This is a genomic window from Duganella guangzhouensis, assembly GCF_009674535.1.
Classification (GTDB): Bacteria; Pseudomonadota; Gammaproteobacteria; order Burkholderiales; family Burkholderiaceae_D; genus Rugamonas; species Rugamonas guangzhouensis.
Map to the genome: position 1 here is coordinate 1 of NZ_WKJK01000032.1, position 21,691 is coordinate 21,691.

Annotated in this window: 24 protein-coding genes; 10 read left to right on the forward strand and 14 right to left on the reverse strand. The window is 62.2% G+C overall.

Annotation, left to right across the window (positions count from 1 at the left end; all coding sequences use genetic code 11):
* The 9 genes from cpaB to GJ699_RS35190 form a co-directional block, all read right to left on the reverse strand.
* The coding region (gene cpaB / locus GJ699_RS32035) for a Flp pilus assembly protein CpaB (RefSeq protein WP_154383485.1) at positions 1 to 786 on the reverse strand (786 nt) is incomplete at its 3' end.
* Positions 783 to 2,192, reverse strand: a complete 1,410-nt coding sequence (locus GJ699_RS32040; protein ID WP_229262400.1) for an ATP-binding protein — start codon at positions 2,190 to 2,192, stop codon at positions 783 to 785. The genes GJ699_RS32040 and cpaB, both read right to left, overlap by 4 nt.
* Positions 2,193 to 2,200: 8 nt before the next feature.
* Positions 2,201 to 2,776 (reverse strand): A24 family peptidase, encoded by a 576-nt coding sequence (locus GJ699_RS32045; RefSeq protein ID WP_154383486.1) that lies wholly within the window; start codon positions 2,774 to 2,776, stop codon positions 2,201 to 2,203.
* A gap of 94 nt (positions 2,777 to 2,870) precedes the next feature.
* Complete coding sequence (locus GJ699_RS32050) at positions 2,871 to 3,038, reverse strand: Flp family type IVb pilin (protein ID WP_154383487.1); 168 nt, start codon at positions 3,036 to 3,038, stop codon at positions 2,871 to 2,873.
* 112 nt (positions 3,039 to 3,150) lie between these two features.
* Positions 3,151 to 3,318, reverse strand: a complete 168-nt coding sequence (locus GJ699_RS32055) for a Flp family type IVb pilin (RefSeq protein ID WP_154383488.1) — start codon at positions 3,316 to 3,318, stop codon at positions 3,151 to 3,153.
* A 174-nt stretch (positions 3,319 to 3,492) separates the two neighbouring features.
* Positions 3,493 to 3,639 carry a Flp family type IVb pilin gene (locus GJ699_RS32060; RefSeq protein WP_154383489.1) on the reverse strand — a complete coding sequence of 49 codons (147 nt, stop codon included), beginning with the start codon at positions 3,637 to 3,639 and terminating at the stop codon, positions 3,493 to 3,495.
* A 152-nt stretch (positions 3,640 to 3,791) separates the two neighbouring features.
* Positions 3,792 to 3,959 carry a Flp family type IVb pilin gene (locus tag GJ699_RS32065; protein WP_154383490.1) on the reverse strand — a complete coding sequence of 56 codons (168 nt, stop codon included), beginning with the start codon at positions 3,957 to 3,959 and terminating at the stop codon, positions 3,792 to 3,794.
* Between the two features lie 124 nt (positions 3,960 to 4,083).
* Positions 4,084 to 4,746, reverse strand: a complete 663-nt coding sequence (locus GJ699_RS32070; RefSeq protein WP_154383491.1) for a response regulator — start codon at positions 4,744 to 4,746, stop codon at positions 4,084 to 4,086.
* 18 nt (positions 4,747 to 4,764) lie between these two features.
* Positions 4,765 to 6,453: a sensor histidine kinase gene (locus GJ699_RS35190; protein ID WP_195763701.1), complete on the reverse strand. Its 1,689-nt coding sequence runs from the start codon at positions 6,451 to 6,453 to the stop codon at positions 4,765 to 4,767.
* Between the two features lie 369 nt (positions 6,454 to 6,822).
* Here GJ699_RS35190 and GJ699_RS32080 point away from each other — a divergent pair, with 369 nt between their 5' ends.
* Genes GJ699_RS32080 through GJ699_RS32090 form a run of 3 tightly spaced genes read left to right on the forward strand, consistent with a single transcriptional unit; the run spans position 6,823 to position 9,277 of the window.
* Positions 6,823 to 7,296 (forward strand): TadE/TadG family type IV pilus assembly protein, encoded by a 474-nt coding sequence (locus GJ699_RS32080; protein ID WP_154383493.1) that lies wholly within the window; start codon positions 6,823 to 6,825, stop codon positions 7,294 to 7,296.
* The gene (locus GJ699_RS32085; protein WP_154383494.1) at positions 7,296 to 7,928 is read left to right on the forward strand and encodes a TadE/TadG family type IV pilus assembly protein; all 633 of its coding nucleotides are present in this window, start codon (positions 7,296 to 7,298) and stop codon (positions 7,926 to 7,928) included. The genes GJ699_RS32080 and GJ699_RS32085 overlap by 1 nt, the downstream gene beginning before the upstream one ends.
* A 2-nt stretch (positions 7,929 to 7,930) precedes the next feature.
* Complete coding sequence (locus GJ699_RS32090) at positions 7,931 to 9,277, forward strand: vWA domain-containing protein (protein ID WP_154383495.1); 1,347 nt, start codon at positions 7,931 to 7,933, stop codon at positions 9,275 to 9,277.
* A 94-nt stretch (positions 9,278 to 9,371) separates the two neighbouring features.
* Here the strand turns inward: GJ699_RS32090 and GJ699_RS32095 are convergent, their stop codons facing one another.
* Positions 9,372 to 10,037 (reverse strand): DUF3108 domain-containing protein, encoded by a 666-nt coding sequence (locus tag GJ699_RS32095; RefSeq protein ID WP_154383496.1) that lies wholly within the window; start codon positions 10,035 to 10,037, stop codon positions 9,372 to 9,374.
* 69 nt (positions 10,038 to 10,106) lie between these two features.
* Positions 10,107 to 11,006 (reverse strand): LysR family transcriptional regulator, encoded by a 900-nt coding sequence (locus tag GJ699_RS32100; RefSeq protein ID WP_154383497.1) that lies wholly within the window; start codon positions 11,004 to 11,006, stop codon positions 10,107 to 10,109.
* A 101-nt stretch (positions 11,007 to 11,107) separates the two neighbouring features.
* Here GJ699_RS32100 and GJ699_RS32105 point away from each other — a divergent pair, with 101 nt between their 5' ends.
* The 5 genes from GJ699_RS32105 to GJ699_RS32125 all read left to right on the forward strand — a co-directional run bounded on the left by GJ699_RS32105 (position 11,108) and on the right by GJ699_RS32125 (position 15,221).
* A complete protein-coding gene (locus GJ699_RS32105) occupies positions 11,108 to 11,962 on the forward strand; it encodes an aldo/keto reductase family oxidoreductase (RefSeq protein WP_154383498.1) in 855 nt (284 codons plus the stop codon).
* 240 nt (positions 11,963 to 12,202) lie between these two features.
* Positions 12,203 to 13,786, forward strand: a complete 1,584-nt coding sequence (locus tag GJ699_RS32110) for an isocitrate lyase (protein WP_154383499.1) — start codon at positions 12,203 to 12,205, stop codon at positions 13,784 to 13,786.
* 238 nt (positions 13,787 to 14,024) lie between these two features.
* On the forward strand, positions 14,025 to 14,399 hold the full coding sequence (locus GJ699_RS32115) for a hypothetical protein (protein ID WP_154383500.1): 375 nt from the start codon (positions 14,025 to 14,027) through the stop codon (positions 14,397 to 14,399).
* Positions 14,399 to 14,794 carry a hypothetical protein gene (locus GJ699_RS32120; protein WP_154383501.1) on the forward strand — a complete coding sequence of 132 codons (396 nt, stop codon included), beginning with the start codon at positions 14,399 to 14,401 and terminating at the stop codon, positions 14,792 to 14,794. The genes GJ699_RS32115 and GJ699_RS32120 overlap by 1 nt, the downstream gene beginning before the upstream one ends.
* Entirely contained in the window at positions 14,787 to 15,221 is a 435-nt protein-coding gene (locus tag GJ699_RS32125) for a ribosomal maturation YjgA family protein (RefSeq protein ID WP_229262401.1), read from the forward strand. Before GJ699_RS32120 ends, GJ699_RS32125 begins: the two co-directional genes overlap by 8 nt.
* On the opposite strand, the gene GJ699_RS32130 is transcribed toward GJ699_RS32125, so the two are convergent.
* Positions 15,212 to 15,964: an IclR family transcriptional regulator domain-containing protein gene (locus GJ699_RS32130; protein ID WP_154383502.1), complete on the reverse strand. Its 753-nt coding sequence runs from the start codon at positions 15,962 to 15,964 to the stop codon at positions 15,212 to 15,214. The genes GJ699_RS32125 and GJ699_RS32130 overlap by 10 nt on opposite strands.
* A gap of 155 nt (positions 15,965 to 16,119) precedes the next feature.
* Between GJ699_RS32130 and shiA the strand changes: the two genes are divergently transcribed.
* Positions 16,120 to 17,460, forward strand: a complete 1,341-nt coding sequence (gene shiA / locus GJ699_RS32135; protein WP_154383503.1) for a shikimate transporter — start codon at positions 16,120 to 16,122, stop codon at positions 17,458 to 17,460.
* An 8-nt stretch (positions 17,461 to 17,468) separates the two neighbouring features.
* Here shiA and GJ699_RS32140 read toward each other — a convergent pair whose 3' ends face one another.
* The gene (locus tag GJ699_RS32140; RefSeq protein WP_154383504.1) at positions 17,469 to 18,584 is read right to left on the reverse strand and encodes a helix-turn-helix transcriptional regulator; all 1,116 of its coding nucleotides are present in this window, start codon (positions 18,582 to 18,584) and stop codon (positions 17,469 to 17,471) included.
* Positions 18,585 to 18,749: 165 nt separating this feature from the next.
* Between GJ699_RS32140 and GJ699_RS32145 the strand changes: the two genes are divergently transcribed.
* Positions 18,750 to 20,213 carry a flagellar export protein FliJ gene (locus GJ699_RS32145; RefSeq protein ID WP_154383505.1) on the forward strand — a complete coding sequence of 488 codons (1,464 nt, stop codon included), beginning with the start codon at positions 18,750 to 18,752 and terminating at the stop codon, positions 20,211 to 20,213.
* Between the two features lie 4 nt (positions 20,214 to 20,217).
* Here GJ699_RS32145 and rng read toward each other — a convergent pair whose 3' ends face one another.
* A complete protein-coding gene (gene rng, locus GJ699_RS32150) occupies positions 20,218 to 21,684 on the reverse strand; it encodes a ribonuclease G (protein WP_154383506.1) in 1,467 nt (488 codons plus the stop codon).
* Positions 21,685 to 21,691: the final 7 nt, after the last annotated feature.

The following is a 21,691-nucleotide window of genomic DNA, read 5'->3' on the forward strand; positions in this document are numbered from 1 at the left end:
GGCCGGCCGTGGCGCGGGCGCGGCGGCCATCGGTGCCGGCGGCGGCGCGACTTCACGCCGCACTGGCGCGGCCGCCGTCTCGCCCAGCAGGCTGCTCTTGGTGGCGCCCTCGGTGTTGGCGGCGTTCGGATCGATCTGGTTGCGCAGCACCAGCGACAGCGTGCCGACGCTGCGCGCCAGGTCCAGCTTCTCGACCTGTTCCGGCGTCAGCTCCAGCGTCACCGCGTTGACCACTTTCGGTTTGGTATCGTCGCGGCTGGATTCCTGGGCGATCGCCAGCACCAGTATCCGTTCCAGCACGATCTTGGAGATCGCCTGTTCGCGCACCAGGTGGTCGCCATTGCTGTCGCTCTGGGTGTTGACCAGGATGTCGACGTAATTGCCCGGCAGCGCGAAGCCGGCCACGCCGACCACGTCGTTGACGCGCACCGTCATCGCCCGCTTGCCCTCGGCCACCACCGACGACAGCCCGCCCTGGGTGCCGGCCGGTGCCAGCTTGCCTTCGGTGATCGGCTCGCCGCGTTGCAGGTTGGCGCGCGTGATGCGGCCTTCCAGCGTCTTGGCGTCGGTCAACGCGCCCGGCGGCACCGAGCTGGCCGGCCAGTCCACCATGTGCACCAGTTCCGGCGTGATGCGCGCGCCCATGCTGATGTCGAGCATCGCCACCGCCACCTTGTTGCTGTTGCTGGCCGACTGGCCGGCGATCCATTGCGCGGCCACCACCACCGCAGCCAGCGCCAGCACCAGTGCCACCCCTATCATTGTCAGAGCACGCGTGTTTCTCATCCCGACCTTCCCTGGTTAAGCGGATACGATTGTTGTTCGCGACGTTCGCGTTCCTTTTTCTGCTGTTCGGCGGCGACGCGACGGGCGCCGGCGCCGGCAAAGTAGTTGTGCCAGGCCCAGTCCAGCGCGCGCTGGTTCAAGGTGGGCGGCGTGCTTTCGTAGCGGGCCAGGTCGCGCACCTGGCGGATCAGGTCGCGCGGATAGCAGGCCAGCAACGGTGTCTCGTCCTTGGCATGCAATCCGGTCAGCAGGTAGTGGAAGGCCGCGGCGTCGAATGCAATGCCGTACTGCGCGCAGGCTTGGCGGAACAGAAGCTCATACTCCGCGGGGGGGTGCGGCGGTACTTCTATCTTGTATCCCAGCCGGCGCAGGAAGGCGCCATCCGATAAGCGTTCCGGCAGGAAGTTAGACGAGAATACCACGACCACATCAAAAGGCACCTGAAAAACCAGCCCGGTGTGCAAGGAAAGATAATCGACGCCACGGTCCATCGGCACGATCCAGCGGTTCATCAATTCCAGCGGCGAGCAGCGCTGGCGGCCGAGGTCGTCGATGATGAAGATGCCGTTGTTGGCTTTCAAATGGGGAGGCGCTTGATACAGGCGGGTGTTGGGGTCGAAGCGCAGGTCCAGCATTTCCAGCGTCAGTTCGCCGCCGGTCAGCGCGGTCGGGCGCTGCAGGCCGCGCACCCAGCGCGCGTCCAGCGTGCGCAGCAGATCGCCGCCTTCGTCGGCCGGCGCCGCCGCGCCGGCCAGCGGGCGGTGCTGCACCGGATCATAGAACGGCACCACCTCGCCATCGATCATGATGGCGTAGGGCACGGCGACGGCGCCGTGCAGCAGGCCGCACAGGCGCTCGGCCAGATAGGTCTTGCCGCTGCCGGCCAGGCCGTAAATGAAAATCGCGCGGCCGGAATTCATCGCCGCGCCCATTTGATCCAGCACCTGCGGGCTGGCCACCACGTCGTGGAAGCTGGCTTGCACGTCTTCGCGCGTGACGTGCAGATGGCGCACGCTTTGCGCCTCCACCTGCGCCACGTAGTTGGCCAGCGTGACCGGCGCCGGGCCGGCGTAGGAATTGCGGTTGAGGCAGGCGACGGCGCGCTGCATGCCGGCCTCGGTCAGGTGATAGGTCAGGTCGGCGTCGGTGCCGCTGCCGCCGCTGCGCGTGACTTCGCACAGCTTCTCGCTGCGCAGATGGGTAACCAGCGGTGTGATGACGCTGATGCTGAGTTTCAGATGGCTAGCCAATTCAGGCAGACGGACTTGTCCGCGCTGGAACAAGACCTTGGACAACAGCTCGACCAGGAACAGAAACGGCAAGCCGGTTTCGTCCGTGGTGCGCGGCGCGCGCGCCTCGGCGGGCGGCGCTGGCAGGGTGGAGTCGCTAGTCTGCTGAAAGGTCATGGCGTCCTTTAAAAGAACAGACTGCGGCCGCTGACGGCGCCGACGATCAGGTAGGGCGCGGCGCCGGCGGCGATCGCCACCGCGTACGGCAGCCGGCCGCTGGGCGTGGCCGGCGCCTCCATCTTCGGCACTTCGCCCGCGAGCGAGCGCAGCATGCTGTATTTGACCAGGTGCCAGGTGTTGTAGAGCATTGGCTTGAGGCGGCCGTTAAAGCCGGCCACGACCAGCGCCAGCACGCCGCCCGCCAGCAAGGTCAGCAGGGTGATGCCGGCCACCGCGCCGGCGCCGACAAACGCACCCAGCATGGCCATCAGCTTGACGTCGCCGGCGCCGAGCGCGCGCATCGCGTACATCGGTAGCAGCAGGCACAGGCCAAGCGCCAGGCCGGCCAGCGCCGACACCAAACCGATGCCGCCAAATGGTTGGATGAACAGACCGTCGCCAGCTGGCAAGGCCGTATTCAATAACAGACCCAGCACGGCTCCGCCAAACACCAGCGCATTTGGAATGCGGCGGGTACGCAAGTCGTTCCACACGGCGAGTGCCAACAGCAGGCACACCAGGATCAGCGGCAACAGGGTCATGAGTTCGCCTTATGTAAAGGGAGCAGACAATTCAGTGTATAGAAAATTTCCGAAACGGAGCATACCGTTCCGGAAATTTTTTGTGGCTTGCATTTCAGGAGGATTTAACCAGGCCAGAAATATAAGTCAGCGACGCGGTGAGTTTGTCACCGAGCACCACCACGCCGGCGGCGATGGCGGCGGCAATCGCTGCGGCCATCAGGGCGTATTCGATGGCGGTAATGCCATCTTCGTTGCGTACAAAGTTGCGGAGGGCGTTCATTGGGAGCCTCGTAAGAGTTGGTGGTACAGGACAGCCAAAACGGGATAGGGTTCAGGCTGCGGGTCAAAAAAAACCACGGCACCGCTGGCGCCGTGGTTTTTCATGTACTGGCTTACGACGATTTGATCAGGCCGGAGATATAGGTCAGCGAAGCGGTCAGCTTCGGACCCAGCACGGTCAGGCCGGCGGTGATGGCGGCGGCGATGGCGGCGGCCATCAGGGCGTATTCGATCGCGGTGATACCGTCTTCGTCGCGGATGAAGTGTTTGATTGCGTTCATGCTGTCCTCGTTTAAGTTGATTAGTTGTTCGGTGCTGCGCAACTAAAACGGGGATGGGGTTTTAGGGTTGAACCTGCGTTGACTTTCTGAGCAGGTAGATACATTCTACACAATTGTTGCCCAATGGATGCGTGATAAACATCCTTTTCTCACCGTGACATTTGTCACTGTTGTTTAAGTGCGATTGCCGACCAGGGCCAGCACGGCAATGATGACGATCACCGACGCCAGGGCGGCAATCAGCGCGTACTCCAGCAGCGTGGCGCCATCGTCGCGTTGGACGAAGCGGGCGAGGCTGCGTTTGAGGTTGAAGTTGCGCATTGCTGCTCCTGTGGAAACTGAATGGATATAGCTGTCATTTTGTCAGCCTGGCAGCGTTTTCACATCGGACAAACGTCATGGAATAAAGTGACATTTGTCATGCAAAAAAAAATCCGGAACCAGTCCGGATTTTCTTGTGCCGCCATGCTTGATTACGACGATTTGATCAGGCCGGAGATATAGGTCAGCGACGCGGTCAGCTTCGGACCCAGCACGGTCAGGCCGGCGGTGATGGCGGCGGCGATGGCAGCGGCCATCAGGGCGTATTCGATCGCGGTGATACCGTCTTCTTCGCGGATAAAGTTTTTGATGGCGTTCATGATGGGCTCCGTTTCTGTGTTTGGGCTGTCGATGAAAGACATTTTACGGAGCGCCATCTGATTGCACAGCGGACAAACGTCATGATGTGCGGTGACATTTGTCACCAATTCTCACACCCCCTGTTTATGCCGCCGCATTGGTCATGCCGTGCTTGGTCGCATACACATACAGCTCCAGCCGGTTGGCCACGCCCAGCTTCTGATAGATGGTGGTGAGATTGTTGCGCAGCGTCGGCTCGGCGATGAACAGCTTGGACGCCAGCTCCTTGTTGGGCGCGCCGTTGCCTTCCACCACCACCGCCACGATCTTGCGTTCCTTGGGCGTCAGCGAGGCGATGCGGGCCGCCTCGGGATCGACCTTGGGCGGCGCCGACAACTGGCCCAGCAGCGCGTTCATCAAGGTCGGGTCCAGCACCGTCTCGCCGCGGTGCACGGCGCGGATGCCGTTCAGCACCACTTCGGCCGGCGCCTCCTTGCTGACCACGCCGCGCGCGCCCAGCTTGACGGCCTGGGTCAGCAAGCCCTGGTCGCGGTTGCCGCTCAAGATCATCACCTTGGCGCCGCTGTCGGTCAGCAGCTGCGGCAGGATCTCGATCGAGCTGCGGCCTTCGAGATCGAGGTCCAGCACGATCACGTCGGGCTTGAGCGCGACGCCTTGTAGCAGCGCGCTGTCGTTGTTGTGCGCGGTGCCGACCAGTTGCAGGTCGTCGCCGCCGCCCTCGATCAGTTTTTCCAGCCCCCACAACATGGTCTTGTGGTCGTCTACCAGCATGATGCGTATGCTCATGGTCTTGCCTCGGTCAGTTTATACCGGGATGGCGATGCTCACTGCGGTGATGCCTGGGGTATCACAGTCGATAGCTATCGTGCCACCGAGCGCGGTGCTGCGCTCGGCTAACGATCCAGGCAGGAATGGGGCCGATGGACCTTCCGGAGATTCATTTTCGATGCGTATCCGTAGTTGACCGTCAGCGTTGCTTAGGCTGATCAGCCCGGTACGGGCGCGAGTGTGTTTGCGTATATTGTGCATGCCTTCATTCACGATCTGGAACACCTCAGCAGCGAGCCGGTCGCTGATGGACAGGCCGGCTTCGGCCTGTATCGTAATCTGGATATCGTAGAACTCTCGCACTTGCTGTGCCTGACGGCGTAACGCTATCAGCAGTTCGGCGTCGGTTTGCGACGCGCCCTGCCGGACGCTGCGGGCAAACTGGCGCATATCGCCGATCACCTGCGTTGTCATGTCCAGTAGTTTATCAAGTTCGGCGGCAACTTGGTGATCCGATTGCAAACTTTGCCGCACCGCCGCGATGCCGTGGCGCAGACCGATATAGGGCTGGATCGTCGTATCGTGCAAGTCGCGGGCGATTTTCTGTCGTTCGCGGAACGCCGCGTCCGAGGCCAGCCGGTCCAGCAGCAGGATGTTTTCAATCACTGGAAACACTTGCGCCGCCAGCTGTTGCAGGAACACCGCGTCGCCACGGCTGAAGCGCAAATGGTCCGACACCACATAGATGCGGCCCTCGCCCTTACGCAGCGGCAGCGGCGCGCTGACGAAGGAACTGGCGTCCAGCAAGTCGATCAGCTGTTCGACCTGTTGCGGCGGCATGGCCTGCCAGCGCGCCTCGCCCGGCGCCTTGGTGCGCGATTCCAGCGAGTGCGGCAGGCGTGGGTGCAGCGCCGTCGCGTACTGCACCAGCGCCTGCGGCTCGAACACCAGCAGCGGCGCGGCCGCGCCTTCGGGAAGCCGCGACAGCGAACTGCGGCCGCCGCTCGCACCCGACGAATGCAACTGCCACAGCTCGTCCGGGTTGTCGCGCATCAGCAGCACGCAGTTGCTGGCATGGTAGAAGTCGCGCGTCTGCTGCAACATGGTGGAGATGGTCTGGTCGACCCCGAAGCGCGGATTGGACAGCTGGCTGGCGTCGCGCAACAACTGCAGCCGGCGCCGCTGTGCCACGCCCATGCCGCCCCAATAGGCGATCATATAACCGAGCGCCAGCACGAAGGCGGTGCGCAGCAACAAGTGGCCGTGGTTGATGTGGGTGCCCGCCAGCCAGGTGGCTGCGGTCAGCGCGGCGGTGGCGCCCAGCGTGATGCGCGCGCCCTCGTCAAAGCCCCACTGGAAAGATGCGGTCAGGATGACGAAAAAGAAGAACGGGAAGAAGAAGCTGTTGTTGCCGCCGGTGCTGTACACCATCAGCGCGTACCAGCCGAGGTCGATCCAGTACACCAGCTTGCCGTGCCAGAACGGGGTGCGGTGACGGCGCGCCGCCAGCAGCAAGGTCAGGCTGTGCAGCAGGTAACCGCCGAAGATCACCCAGCTCAGCGGGCTGTGGGTGCCGTCTTGATTGCCCAGGTCGCCCGGGGCGACGAACAGCGTCAGGATCGCGGTCAGCGCCAGCACCAGGCGCATCACGAACACCATCGATGCGCCGAGGGCGTCGCCACCCATGCGGGCAGCGGTGGGGCGGCTGCTTTGTCCTGTTACCACGGCGTCTCCTGGCCGCCTGGGGCGGTTTCTACATACACGCAAGCTAAACGGAATAGCGATCCGATAGTTGTTGCGAACGCAAGAGAGTCTACGCATACCACGCTGCAATGTCTAGCCAGAGCATGATACGCTGCAAGCTATGCTGTCTGCCGGCTGCACGCGGCGCCACGTTTTTGATGCCTTTAAAGAACATTAAATAACTAGGCGAAAGAAAATGAATCGCGATACAATGGCTTACCGTCACCCCATTCCCGTGGCGTCGCCGCCGGCCGAGACTGCGCCGGGCCGGTTGACCACAGTGCCGCGCCGTCTGCGCTCCCGCCTGTCTTTCCCGAATTCGCAACCCGACCGTATCACGGACGCAACACCATGAACGTGCCCGCATTCCTGCGCCGCCAACGCGGCTCGGCCGTCGTTGAAATGGCCATCATCGCTCCGATCGCCTTCCTGCTGCTGATCGGCGTGATCGAGTACAGCCTGATTTTCTACACCACGCTGGCGATGCAGTACGCGGTGCGCGAGGGCGCGCGCTACGCCATCACCGGCCGCACCGACATGGACCCGGCCACCAGCAACCAGCAGCGCTACCTGGCGGTGATCCAGCAGATCAAGACCTATTCGATGGGCATGTACGACAGCGTCACGCCGGTGATCTCGGTCAACGGCACCACCTATGCCAGCAGCAGCGCCTACTCGGCCACCATGTTCGGCAGCGCCGGCGACATCGTGGTGATACGGCTGGACTGCACCTGGAAACTGGCCACGCCCATCATCGCGGCCTTCTTCCCCAACGGCCAGTACAAGTTCACGGTCGCCGCCACCATGATGAACGAGGCGTTCTGATGCGCGCCCGCCTGCGTCCGCTGCGCGCGCGACACGCCGGCCTGGCGGCGGTGGAGTTTGCACTGCTGCTGCCGGTGCTGCTGGTGCTGCTGATCGCGCTGGTCGACGTGGCGCGTGCGCTGCAGGCCAATATGATTCTGGTCAACCTCAGCCGCGAAGCCGCCAACCTGGCCTCGCGCGGCAAGCTGCAGCTGTCGGAAAACGCCCAGACCATCATCGGCCAGGTGGCAGCCTCGGCGCCGCCGCTGGACATGAACAACAAGGGCATGATCTACATCACCCGCATCATGGGGTCGACCAGCGGCAGCGTCACCAAGAGCATCGTGCTGGAGCAGTACCGCTGGGACGACAGCGTCAACAACCGCGGCTTCCGCGTCAGCGGCTATGCGCCGACCAGCAAGATCTGGTCATGCTCGAACTGGACCAGTAGCGGCGTGGCCGGCACCTGCACCGTGCCGAGCGGCACCAACGCGCCGGCGGTGTCGATGATGAGCGGTCAATTGCTGGATGGCGAAGTGATCTATGTGGTCGAAGTGTTCTACAAATTCAATATGCTGTTCCAGACCTTCAGCTTTGGCGCCTTCGCCACGCCCAGCCTGGCGACGGACTTTTACTCGATGACGGTATTCTGACCATGCGCACCCTACACAGACAACGCGGCGGCATCACCGTGATGGTCATCGTTTCGCTGACCACCTTGCTGGCCATTGTTGGCCTGGTGTTCAGCGTCGGCATGAGCTACATGGTCAAGGCCAAGCTGAACGCCGCCACCGACGCCGCCGGCCTCGCGGCCGCGCGCGCCATCAGCAACGGCACCACCCAGACCGACCAGGCCGCCAACGCGCGCGCAGCGGCACAGCGCTTCTTTGCCGCCAACTTCCCCAGCGGTTACATGATGTCGACCGCCACCCTCAACGACGTCGGCGTCAGTTTCAGCGCCAGCGAGGTGACCATCACCGTCAGCGCCTCGGCCACCATGCCGGTGGCGCTGTTTGGCGGCTTCAGCAGCGGCTCGCTGGCGCCCGGCGTGCTGACCGAAACCAAGCGCAAGGATCTGGACATGGTCGTGGTGATGGACACCTCCGGCTCGCTGTCCGGCTCGGCGGTCAATGTGCGCAGTTCGGCGGTCACCTTCCTCAAGCAATTCAACTCCGACCGCGACCGCGTGGGCCTGGTGCACTTCGCGTTCGGCTCCATCGTTGACGACGCCATCCGCCCGACCGCGCGCGGCTTCGACCGTACCAGCATGACCAACCACATCAACGCCTTCTCGTTCAGCGGCTCGACCGCGTCGCCGGAAGGCATGTACACTGCGCGCGCCCAGATCAACAGCGTACCGACCGCCAACAACAACCGCTCCAACCTGCGCGTGATCGTGTTCTTCTCGGACGGCGCGCCGAACTCCTTCGGCTCCTACCTGACCTTCAACACCGCCAGCGACTGCAAGACGGCGGGCGTGATCTACACCGACGACGACGGCTCCGGCACACCGGCCGGCCTGTACAAGCTGGACCAGCAGTATGACGACATTGGCGGCACCTGCACGCCGTCCAACCTGCCGAACAAGGTCAGCGCCTTGCCGGCCTATTACAACGCCCACAACGCATCGTGGGACAACCGCAACGATGTGGGCGAATACCCGGTCATCACCAGCTCGCCGCGGGTGGTGACCAGCGCGCTAACCTACGCCAACGTCAACCGCGCCTCGCGCAACCTGGTGGAAGCGATGGCATCGAAGTCGCGCGACGAGGGCATTTATGTCTTCACGCTGGGGCTGGGATCAGCGCTGAAGGTAGGCACCGGGGTGGACAACGAAAAGGGCGAAGACGTGCTGAAGTGCATGGCCAACAGCATCGACGCGCCGTCGCGCTGCTACAACTCCGCCAAACCGATAGGCGTCTACTGCTACGCCGCCACCCAGAACGACCTGACGCCGTGCTTCTCCAAACTAGCGTCGGCCATTCTGCGCATTTCCAAATAAAACCGGGGTCAATCCTCCCAAAGCTACACGGGCTCTACCGTAGCGTTCCGCTACGGTAGAGCCCGTGTAGCTTTGGGAGGATTGACCCCGGTTTTTAGCGGGACGCCAGCGGCGGATTTTTGTGGCCGTAGGACATCAGCTCCCAGCTGTCGCGGCTGTAGAGCCGGCCCTGGGCGTCGCTGTCCTGGTAGTCCAGCTTGACGTAGTTGTTGAGCGCGGGGACGAACCAGACGGTTTCGCTCAGCTTGCCACCTGCATTGCCGTTGGCGTCGGCGTATTGGGCGTCGATCACCACTTTCAACGCTTCAAACTCGCCAGCCGGTACCCGTACTTTTTCCCACTCCAGTACCTTGCCTTTGATCTGGTAATGCCATTGCTTGCCGGCTTTGCTGTTGTCGCCCACTACCTCGCTGCTCCATTCCTTGCCCGGCGCCAGCGGGAAGGCGTAGCGCGCGAACGACGGCGCGAAGTGCATGCCGCCACGCTCGATCGGGTTCATGTCGGTGCTGAACAACTGGGTATTGATCAGGGCGCCACTGGCGGCGCGCTTGATGGCGATGTGGACACCGGCTTCATCGATGGAAGCCACTTCCATGCGGTTGATGTTGCCTTTGGCGCCTTTCCATACATCGGTGTATTGATAAGTCCACGAATCTCCGACCGCTGGCGCCGGGGCCGGCACCGATTCATGGTTGCCTGCGTGCGCGAGTGCGCACGGCAGGATGAAACAGAGCACTGCAAACGAACGTTTGATGGTCATGCTGTCTCCTTTGTTGTGATTTGTGAATTAAATATAGCACAACGTTGATACCGCATTACCAGCATTCATTCACCAGCGCAGGCCCGGGATGAAATCGACGAAAGCGCGCAACGGTGCCGGCAAATAGCGCCGCCCGGGGTAGTACAGGAAGGGGCCGGTGAACGAAGGCCACCAGCGCTCCAGCACCGGCTCCAGTTCGCCACGCGCCATATAGGGACGCAACCAGTCTTCAAATAAATAGACCAGGCCGCTGCCGGCCAAGGCGGCATCGACCATCAGGTCGGCGCCCGCGCCGAGGCTGACGATCAACGGGCCTTGCGGTTCGATCACCACTTTGCGGCCCTTGTGTTCGAATTCCCACGGCGGCATGGCGCCGCTGCCGAAGCGGCCGCGCAAACAGGTGTGCTGCAGCAGGTCTTGCGGTTTGTGCGGCCACCCATGTTGTTGCAGATAAGCGGGGGAGGCGGCCAGGGCGAAGCGCTGCATGCGCGGGCCGATCGGGATCGCCACCATGTCTTGCTCCATCCGTTCCTCGTAGCGGATGCCGGCGTCGCAGCCGGAGCGCAGCAGGTCGACAAAGCTGTCGTCCACTGTGATCTCCAGCACGATTTCGGGATACGCCGCCATGAACGGCGGCAGCACGCGCGGCAGCACCAGCCGCGCCGCGCTTAGCGGTACGTTGAGGCGCAGCCGTCCGGCCGGACGCTCGCGGAAGCCGTTGACCACGTCCAGAGCGGACTCCACCGCGTCGAGCGCGGGCGACAATTGCTCCAGCAGGCGCTGGCCGGCGTCGGTGGCGGCCACGCTGCGGGTGGTGCGGTTGAGCAGGCGCACGCCGAGCTGGGCTTCCAGCCGCCGCACCGCCGCGCTCAATTGCGACGCGCTGCTGTCGGTCTGGCGCGCCGCCTCGCGAAAGCCGCCGTGCCGCGCCACCGCGACGAAGGCGCCGATGTCCTGTAACTCCGCCATTGTTGATTGTCCTGTTTTTGGCACAAGCTGTGCAATTGTGACGTATTGTCGCACAGCGCTTGGGCTCCTAGACTGTGTACATCAACTCACAGGAGAACAGTATGACTAGCTACCAACTTGGCGATCTGAAGGTTAACCGCATGGGCTATGGCGCGATGCAACTGGCTGGCCCGCATGTGTTTGGTCCGCCGAAGAACCGCGAGGAAGCGTTGGCGGTATTGCGAGAGGCGGTCGAGAGCGGCGTCAACCATATCGATACCAGCGACTTCTACGGCCCGCACATCACCAACCAGCTGATCCGCGAGGCGCTGCATCCCTATCAGGATGATCTGGTAATCGTCACCAAAATCGGCGCCCGTCGCGGCGATGATGCTTCGTGGCAGCCGGCGCAATCGCCGGCCGAGCTGGAAGCGGCGGTGCACGACAATTTGCGCAACCTCGGCCTGGAGCGGCTGGATGTGGTCAATATGCGTCTGATGTTTGATGTGATGGGGCCGGCCGAAGGCGATATCGAAGCCCACATCAGCACGCTGGCGGCATTGCAGCAGCGCGGCCTGGTGCGCCACATCGGCCTCAGCAACGCGACCGCCAAACAGGTGCAGCAGGCGCGCGCGATTGCGCCCATCGTCTGCGTGCAGAATCAGTACAACCTGGTGCACCGCCACGACGATGCGCTGGTCGATGAGCTGGCGCAGGCCGGCATCGCCTATGTGCCATTCTTCCCACTGGGCGGTTTCTCGCCGCTGCAATCGGATTTGCTGGCGCAAGTGGCGGCCGAACTGGACGCGACGCCGATGCAGACCGCGCTGGCCTGGCTGCTGCAGCGCTCGCCGAACATACTGCTGATCCCCGGCACCTCGTCGCGCGTTCACCTGCGCCAGAACCTTGCAGCTGACAAGCTGGTGTTGCCGGAACAGGCGGTGCGGACGCTAAATAGTGTATTTACCTCAGCATAAGAAAAGCGGTTTCATATCGTGGGATGCGGCATGATGGACTGCCGCATGTTTTTTTCCATTTATTGAAAAGGCATTTTACATACCGAAAAATGCGATTTATCTCATTGAAAAATAAGGAATAAATTTAAGTTATATGTCTTATATAAGACTTGGTGCATCGCATCAGAATGTCCTACTATTTAGTCATGCAGTTGGGCACTCGAAGACTTACTTATTCGCTTTTTCTTTAGGAGATACACCATGTCCCAGTACCAAGACGATATCAAGGCAGTTGCAGCTTTGAAGGAACAACAAGGCTCCGCATGGGATGCCATCAATCCCGAGTCGGCCGCCCGCATGCGCGCCCAGAACAAGTTCAAGACCGGTCTGGATATCGCCAAGTACACCGCCAAAATCATGCGCGCCGACATGGAAGCCTACGACAAGGATCCGTCGAAATACACCCAGTCGCTGGGCTGCTGGCACGGTTTCATCGGTCAGCAAAAGCTGATCTCGATCAAGAAGCACTTCAACAGCACCGACCGCCGCTATCTGTACCTGTCGGGCTGGATGGTGGCCGCGCTGCGTTCGGAATTCGGCCCGCTGCCGGATCAGTCGATGCACGAAAAAACCGCCGTCTCGGCGCTGATCAAAGAGCTGTACACCTTCCTGCGTCAGGCCGATGCACGTGAACTGGGCGGCCTGTTCCGTCAGCTGGACGACGCGCCCGCCGCTGAGAAAGCCGCGATCCAGTCCAAGATCGACAACCACATCACCCACGTGGTGCCGATCATCGCCGACATCGACGCCGGTTTCGGCAACGCCGAAGCGACCTATCTGCTGGCCAAGCAGTTCATCGAAGCCGGTGCTTGCTGCATCCAGATCGAGAACCAGGTGTCGGACGAGAAGCAATGCGGTCACCAGGATGGCAAGGTCACCGTGCCGCATGAAGATTTCCTGGCCAAGATCCGCGCCATCCGCTACGCCTTCCTGGAACTGGGCGTGGACGACGGCATCATCGTGGCCCGCACCGATTCGCTGGGCGCCGGCCTGACCAAGCAGATCGCCGTCACCAACCAGCCGGGCGACCTGGGCGACCAGTACAACGCCTTCCTGGATTGCGACGAAGTGTCGGCCGACGCGCTGGGCAATGGCGATGTCATCATCAAGCGCGACGGCAAGCTGCTGCGTCCTAAACGTCTGCCAAGCAATCTGTTCCAGTTCCGTTCGGGCACCGGCGAAGCGCGTTGCGTGCTGGACTGCATCACCTCGCTGCAAAACGGCGCCGACCTGCTGTGGATCGAAACCGAAAAACCGCATATCGCGCAGATCGGCGGCATGGTCAGCGAAATCCGCAAGGTGATCCCGAACGCCAAGCTGGTGTACAACAACAGCCCATCGTTCAACTGGACCCTGAACTTCCGCCAGCAGGTGTACGACGCCTTCAAGGCCGAAGGCAAGGACGTGTCGGCCTACGAACGCGCCCAGTTGATGAGCGTGGAGTACGACGAGACTGAGCTGGCCAAGCAGGCCGATGAGAAGATCCGCACCTTCCAGGCAGATGCGGCGCGCGAAGCCGGCATCTTCCATCACCTGATCACGCTGCCGACTTACCACACCGCCGCGCTGTCGACCGACAACCTGGCCAAGGAATACTTCGGCGACCAGGGCATGCTGGGTTACGTGGCCGGCGTGCAGCGCAAGGAGATCCGTCAGGGCATCGCCTGCGTCAAGCACCAGAACATGTCGGGTTCGGACATCGGCGACGACCACAAGGACTACTTCAGCGGCGAAGCCGCGCTGAAAGCCGGCGGCAAAGACAACACCATGAACCAGTTCCACTAATGCCGTGGTCCCCGCGCAAGCGGGGCGGTCCGCCGCTGCGGCCCATGCCAAGTTGGCGCAATACCATCCGCATGGATTCCCGCTTCGGCTGGAATGACGGTCTGGGCAAACTCAACCCGCTTCGGCGGGTTTTTTTATGGGATCTTGATACGTATCTACCCTATGCAAACCTTGGTAATTACCGTCACAAAGACGACTTACTATCTGTCGTATTTCTTTGTGATCGAGGAGATCGCCAATGAGCGCTACCAACCAGCTTGGTGAGGGTGTTGAGTACGGTCCATTCTTTTTCGTGCAAGTTAAGTCGACGGCTGCGACTGCAGCAAAAGGCAATGGTGTGCCTGTCAGGTTGCGGCCCGCAGAAATGAGAGCGATCCAGGCTCGTAAAGTGCCATCTTACCTAGTTGGTGTCAGGAGCGCGGTGGCGAATTCCGAGGAGGTCTATGCTATCGCAATTGATGCTTCACTTCGAAATGGAATCGCGGTGATACCAAGTGTTTTCTCGTTACGACAAGAGGAGATCAGGCTGAAGATATACGATGAGGTACATGCGTATTTCCAGTCGGGCGTAAAAACATTTCGGTCGCAGCTCACTTTGCACAGGAGGACCTAATGGATCTTGCAAAACAACTGGCAACATCGACAGTCATGCTCGCCTTGGCGAGAAATGGCTACTTCGCTTATCAGGATACTCCACTCGGCGCAGATTTGATCGCTGACGTTTTTGCAGCTCGCAAGTCTGATACAGATACCGAAGAACGATTTGTCGTTGAGGTAAAGAGCGCGGGAAATTGGACTGCTATTCCAATGAAAATTGAAAATTTGCGCCAGAAGCGCCAGAGGGCTTTTCAGCATACCGTCTATTTTTCCTTCTTCATCGAGCGTGAGTGCCTATTGATGGTCGACGATGAGTTACGCAAGCGTATGAGATTCGTCGATGACCAAATTACTCTTGAAGTCTTTCCGTCCAAAAGGACTGATCTGCCTTTAGCTACCGGTGATGGCTAATATCTTTTTTGCGTTTTCACGCAGCATCGGGTATATGGTGGCAATGGAAAAAAACAAGCATATGCGTAGCCGAGTACTGTACGTTGCTATCACTGTAGGGATGGTTGTGATTGGGCTGGCGTCGCGGCGCTTTCCAGTTCTGGGGAAGTATCCGGGCGATGCGCTGTGGACGATGATGGTATTTTTCGGTCTCGCAGCGGTCATGCCGGCACTGAGCATCGCGCGTTTGACGATCGGTGCGCTGGTGATTTCGTACGCGGTGGAGTTCAGCCAGCTTTACCAGGCGCCTTGGATTAACGCAGTGCGCGCGCATCCGGTTGGACATCTGGTGCTGGGCTCGACCTTCAACTGGCCGGACCTCGTGGCCTACACCGCCGGTGGGTTGATGGCGATGCTGCTGATGACGGTGCTCCGCCGCTACAAATGATTCAGCAAGGCGTTGGCGGTTTCCTGCAGCACCGGCAGCACCCGCGCCAGCGCGGCTTCGCGTGATTCGGTGCCGATCGGGATGCTGACGCTCATCGCGCCCACCAACTGGCCGGCACGGTTCTTCAGCGGGATCGCGATGCCGCGCACGCCGATCTGCAACTGCTGCTCCAGCACCGCATAACCCGCCGCGCGGGCCTGTTCGATTTCGCCGTACAGCATCTGCCAGTCCATGATGGTGTAGGGCGTGAACGAAGTCAGCGGCACTTGCGCCAGCCAGGCGCGCACCTGTTCAGGTTCCTGATGCGCCAGCAGCACGATGCCCGGTGACGCCAGGTGCGGCTGCAGCCGCGCCCCCAGCACAAAGCCGGTGGTCATCACATGGGTGGCGCCGTTGCGGGCGATGAACACCAGCTCATGGTCGTCCAGCACGCTGACGTACACCGATTCGTTCAGCCGCGCGGTGACGCGTTGCAGGAAGGGCAGCAGCAAGCGCGGCAACTGCGCCGATTCGAAATACGACCAGCCCACCTTTAACACCCGTGGCGTCAGCCCGAACTGCTTGCCGTCACGGTACAGATAGCCCAGATGCTCCAGCGTCAGCAGATAGCGCCGCGCCGCCGAACGGGTCAGGCCGGCGCGTTCGGCGGCCTGGGTGGCGGTCATGCGCGGCGTGGCATGGTCGAATCCTTCCAGTATGGCCAGGCCACGATCCAGGCCGGCGATCCATTCGTGTTGTTTCATTTTTGGTGGCTTTGCTGAAATTGCGTAAAATGTGCACTAATCGCACGCTGTCGTGTGTTTATCGCGCGTTTTGGTGTAGCGGTCAATGGAAATTTGCATCTGCTTTAACTAATCTATCCGTTAACAAATACAACGCATACAACGGAGACTCTCTCATGACTTCCCCTTTATCCTCATCCGAGCGTCAGGCTCGCAAGGCCGCGCTGGGCAGTTTTGTCGGCGCCGTGGTCGACTGGTATGACTTTCTGCTGTACGGCATCACCGCCGCGCTGGTGTTCAACACCCAGTTCTTCCCCAACGTCAGCCCGACCATCGGCACGCTGGCTGCGTTCGGCACATTTGGCGTCGGCTTCCTGTTCCGTCCGCTGGGCGGCATCGTGTTCGGCCACTTTGGCGACCGTCTCGGCCGCAAGCGCATGCTGGTGCTGACAGTGCTGATCATGGGCCTGTCCACCGCGCTGATCGGCCTGCTGCCGACCTTTAACCAGATTGGCTGGCTGGCGCCGATCGCGCTGGTGACGCTGCGCGCGCTGCAAGGTTTTGCCGTCGGCGGTGAGTGGGGCGGCGCGGCGTTGATGGCGGTCGAGAGCGCGCCCAAGGGCAAGAAGGCGTTCTACAGCTCCGGCGTGCAGGTTGGCTACGGCGTCGGCCTGGTGATGGCCACCGGCTTCGTCTCCATCCTCACCCATACGCTGGACAATGAAGCCTTCCTGTCCTGGGGCTGGCGCGTGCCGTTCCTGTTCAGCGTGGTGCTGGTGCTGGTGGCGATGTGGATTCGCACCACCATGGAAGAGTCGCAGGAATTCGTGCGCAAGGTCGGCGCCCACGGCGAGCGCAAGGTCAAACTGCCGGTGCTGACCGCGCTGACCAAGCATCCGAAAAGCTTCCTGCTGATTATCGCGCTGCGCATGGCCGAGATGTTCACCATGTACATTGTCACCACCTTCGCGCTGTCGTACTCGACCAAGAACCTCGGCATGTCGCGCGACCTGTTCCTCAACATCGGCCTGTTGGTGGGCGCGATCAGCTGCCTGACCATTCCACTGTTCGCGCTGATGGCGGACCGCATCGGCCAGAAGCGCGTCTATGTCGGCGGCGCGCTGATCGGCGTGCTGGCGGCGGTGCCGTTCTTCCTGGCGCTGGAAGCGCGCTCGGTGTTCTGGATCGTGATCTTCGCGGTGCTGCTGGCAAATATTGCGCACGACATGGTGGTCGCCGTGCAGCAGCCGCTGTTCACCGAGTTCTTTGGCGCCGAGTACCGCTACAGCGGCGCTGGCGTCGGCTATCAGTTCGCCAGCGTGGTGTGTGGCGGCTTCACGCCGTTCATCGCCACCGCGCTGCTGGGCGTGGACGGCGGCTGGCACGCGGTGGCGGCCTATCTGGGTGGCGGCTGCCTGCTGTCGCTGATTGTGGCCAGTCGCATGAAGATGGGCGGCGGCACCAAGCCGCCGGGCACAAACAGCGTCAGCCATCCCGGCGTGGTGGCCTCCAACTAAGCGCCGGCTCAGCCCGCCAAACGACTCAGCTTGCTGATCAGGTCGACTTGGCGGGCACAGCCTCCCTTGGCCAGCAGTCCTTGCACCTGGGTGCGGATGGTGCTGACCGAACTGCTGCGCCGAAGCGCGATCTGTTCCACGCTGAGTCCTTCCAGCAGTAGTTGCAACACGTCCTGTTCGGCCTGGGTGTAGCCGTACAGTTCAGCGGCCAGCGCCACGATCTCTCTGCTGTCGTCGCGCGGCAGATGCAGCATCAACAGCAGGCGCGGTTGCGCAAACTGGCCCAGCGCGGTCGGCGCCTCCGCCGGCAGCCGCGTCAGCGTTCCCTTGATCAGTTGCTGGCCGGCGGTGCAGACCAGCATGCGCTGCACCACACCGCTGGACGAGCAGAACGACAACGCCTCGGCCAGCGGCGGCGCCGAGCGTTCGCCCAGCCGCAGCAAGCGATTGCCGACGGTGTTGAACAGCTGGTTGTCCCGTGTCAGTGCGGTGGCCGCCAGCGCATTACTGCGCAGGATGCGGCCGGCGCCATCGAGCAGCAGCCAGGCCACGCCCGGCATGCCCGCCGCCAGCCGTTCCACCGCCACTTCATTGCGCAGCGCGTTGACTTCGCGCGCGGTATGCACCGCGCGTTGCAGATGGGGCAGCAGGCGCCGCAAGCGGCGTGTGGCGTCCGCCTCAAAGTCCTCATGGCCGGCCGCGCGATACCAGCACAGATTGGTGAACGGCAGATCGCCGCTTTCGCGGCCATCGAACAGCACCGAGCCCAGCATGCTGCCCATGCCGCAGTCGCGGCCGAATTCGTTGTAGAAGCGGCTGCGCTGCAAGTCCCCGAGCGGCACCAGCTCGCTGCCGCGTACCACCACATTCCGCCGCATCATGCCGCGCCGGCCGGCCTCCTGGGCCCACACGTCTTCCTGATGCCAATAGTGACGGAAGCCGTCGACATGACCGGGGTCCATGTTCTGGCCCAGCAGTATGGCTTCCGGCTCCACCGCCGAATGCGAGGTGAACATGAAGGAGGAGTGGGCGCCGAATAGCTGGCCCAGGCGCGCCATCAGCAGCGGCATGGCGCTGGGGATTAAGGCATGGGCATAGATGCTGCTGATCAGGTCGGCGGCCATGGGAGGGGGCGGTGAATGGTTATTATCATAAAAATATCTTCCCGCAATTCAGGCGTCAACCGGCAGCGCATTTTTGTTGGAAAAACATCAGCGATATTGATGATGCGGCGGCACGCGCAGTGTCGCTACACTGGCGCGGTCGTCCACTTCGCCAAGGAAAGTGTTATGCGCTCGATTCTCTGCCTGCTGGTACCGTTGTTGCTCTGCGCCTGCGATAGTCTGCCCGTTGGCCCCAGGATCACCGGCTTTACCCAGCAGCAGGGCGCCGATTTCATGTTGCAAAAAGCCGGCAGCCAGCGTCCGGCGCTGGCCCTGTCACGCTCCTATGACCGCTTTGACGAGGAACGCCGGGTCGATGGCCGCACCTACAACTGTAACGGCGGCTATGTGTTCTACACGATGCGCAATATGGAATTGACGCCGTTGGCCGACAACCAGGTGAATGCCAAGGTCCATAAAGCCATCACTTGCGCCAGCTTTAACGACGCTTTCGTCATCATCAACGCGACCGGCCGTCATACCGGCGAAGACCTGTACCTGCAAGTGCTGGCGGAGAATGGACAGCCGACGGCGGTCGAACACTATGCGATCCGCGGGCAGGATCTGATCAAGCTTGGCGAGTACCGGCTGGCGGATGGTGTGCCGCAATATGTGGCCAGTGTCCGCGATGGCGAAACGCGCGATGGCGTCAACTATATGATCACGCCGTACAGCGCCGTCAAATACCGTCCGGAGCGGGTCGAGGAGGTGCGCAAGCAGGCGTATGAATATGCGGAATTCGCCTCTGTGCAGTTGGCCGAACACCAGGCCGAGCAGCGCCGCATCGCCGCCGAGGAAAGCGAGCAGACGGCGGCGTTGTTCCAGGCGTTTGTCGGCACGCTGGCATCCGAACTGTCGCGCTATGATGCCGAGATCACGCAGGCCAATGCCAATGTCGACAACGCCAGGGAACAGGTGCGGCGCAGTCAGCAGGAGAAGCTGGACCGGCAGGCGCAGGCATTCCGCGAGCGCATCGCCAATGAGCGCCGGGCGGCGGCCGAGGCACGGCAGTTGCCGCCAGCGCCGACGCCAGCGCCAGCGCCGGCCATCGCCAAGGCAGCGGAAAAGCCGCGTAGCGCGGCGCCAGCCAAGCCGGCCAGCCGCCAGAGTGGCACCACCAGCGTCACCAGCGTCACCAGCGGCGTCCCGGCCGGTGTCACCGCCGCTGTGCCGGCACCGGTGCGGCCCGCGACCGTCGCCAGCGCGGAGACGCCCGTGACGGCGCTCAAGCCGGCCAGTGCCAGCGTGCCGGACAAATCACGGATCAAGACCATGGAAGCGATTATGGTGTGCACCAAGCCGGAAGGCGAGAATGGCCGGTTCCGCTGCCTCAGTCCGGTGACCACCGCGAGTGGCCATTTGAACGAGATTACCGGCTACCGCACGCCGGAGGAGGTGGTGGTGCGCAGCCATGCCGGCTGCCCGAATCAACGCCGTCTGCCATCCAGCACGCACCTGGTCTGGGGCTGCGGCTTTGCCGCGACGAACAACGTTGACTCGATCGACCGCAGCGCCGGTGTCGACGTGCGCGACCGCCGGGTTTATTACTGCCGCGAAATGGAGTTGAGCTGCCGCCGCATGCAGCCCTGAAGCGTTACATCAGAATGACGTCGTACTGCTCCTGATCGTAGGTGTTTTCCACCTGCAGCGAGATTTTCTTGCCGATGAAATCGCCCAGCATCGCCAGATGCTGCGATTCCTCTTCCAGGAACAGATCGACCACTTCCTGCGAGGCGAGGATGCGGAACTCGCGCGGGTTGAACTGCTTGGCTTCGCGCAGCAGTTCGCGCAAGATCTCGTAGCAGATGGTGCGCGAGGTCTTGACCTGGCCACGGCCGTTGCAGGCCGGGCACGATTCGCACAGGATGTGCGCCAGCGATTCGCGCGTGCGCTTGCGCGTCATCTCCACCAGCCCCAGCGCCGAGAAGCTGCTGACCGAGACCTTGGTGCGGTCGCGCGACAGCGCTTTCTTCAACTCGTTCAGCACGGCGTTGCGGTGCTCGGTGTTCTCCATGTCGATGAAGTCGAGGATGATGATGCCACCCAGGTTACGCAGCCGCAGCTGGCGCGCGATCGCGTGCGCCGCCTCCAGATTGGTTTTAAAAATCGTGTCGGCAAAATTACGGCCGCCGACAAAGCCGCCGGTGTTGACGTCGATGGTGGTCATCGCCTCGGTCTGATCGACGATCAGGTAGCCGCCCGATTTCAAATCGACGCGCCGCCCCAGCGCGCGCAGGATTTCTTCCTCCACGCCGTACAGGTCGAACAGCGGCCGCTCGCCGGTGTAGTGATGCAGCCGTGGCAGCACGCCCGGCGTGTAGGCCTTGCCGAATTCCTGCAGGCCCAGATAGTTCTCGCGCGAGTCGACCTGGATGGTGGCGGTTTCGTCGTGCACGAAGTCGCGCAGCACGCGCTGGGCCAGGCTCAAGTCCTGATGCAGCAGCGTGGTGGCCGGCCGGGTGCGGGCGCCGTGCTGGATCGCGGCCCAGGTCTTGCGCAGGTATTCGATGTCGGCCGCGATATCGGAGTCCGACGCGTCCTCGGCCTGGGTGCGCACAATGTAGCCGCCTTTTTCCTCCGCCGGCAGCAGGCTTTGCAGGCGCGCGCGCAGCGCTTCGCGCTCGGCTTCCTTTTCAATTTTTTGCGACACGCCGATATGCCCGTCCTGCGGCAGATACACCAGCATGCGGCCGGCGATCGAAATCTGCGTCGATAGCCGCGCGCCCTTGGTGCCGATCGGATCCTTGATCACTTGCACCGTCAGCACCTGGCCGTCGAACAGGATTTTTTCGATCGGGGTTGGCACCGGGTTGGCGCTGCCATCGTGCGGCCGCGCTTCCCAGATGTCGGCCACGTGCAGGAACGCCGCGCGTTCCAGGCCGATGTCGATGAAGGCCGACTGCATGCCGGGCAGCACCCGCACCACCTTGCCGGAGTAGACGTTGCCGGCCAGGCCGCGCGTGAGGGTGCGTTCGATATGGAGTTCCTGCACGGCGCCCTGCACGATGAGGGCTACGCGGGTCTCCTGCGGGGTGATGTTGATCAGGATATCTTCGTTCATGCCCCGA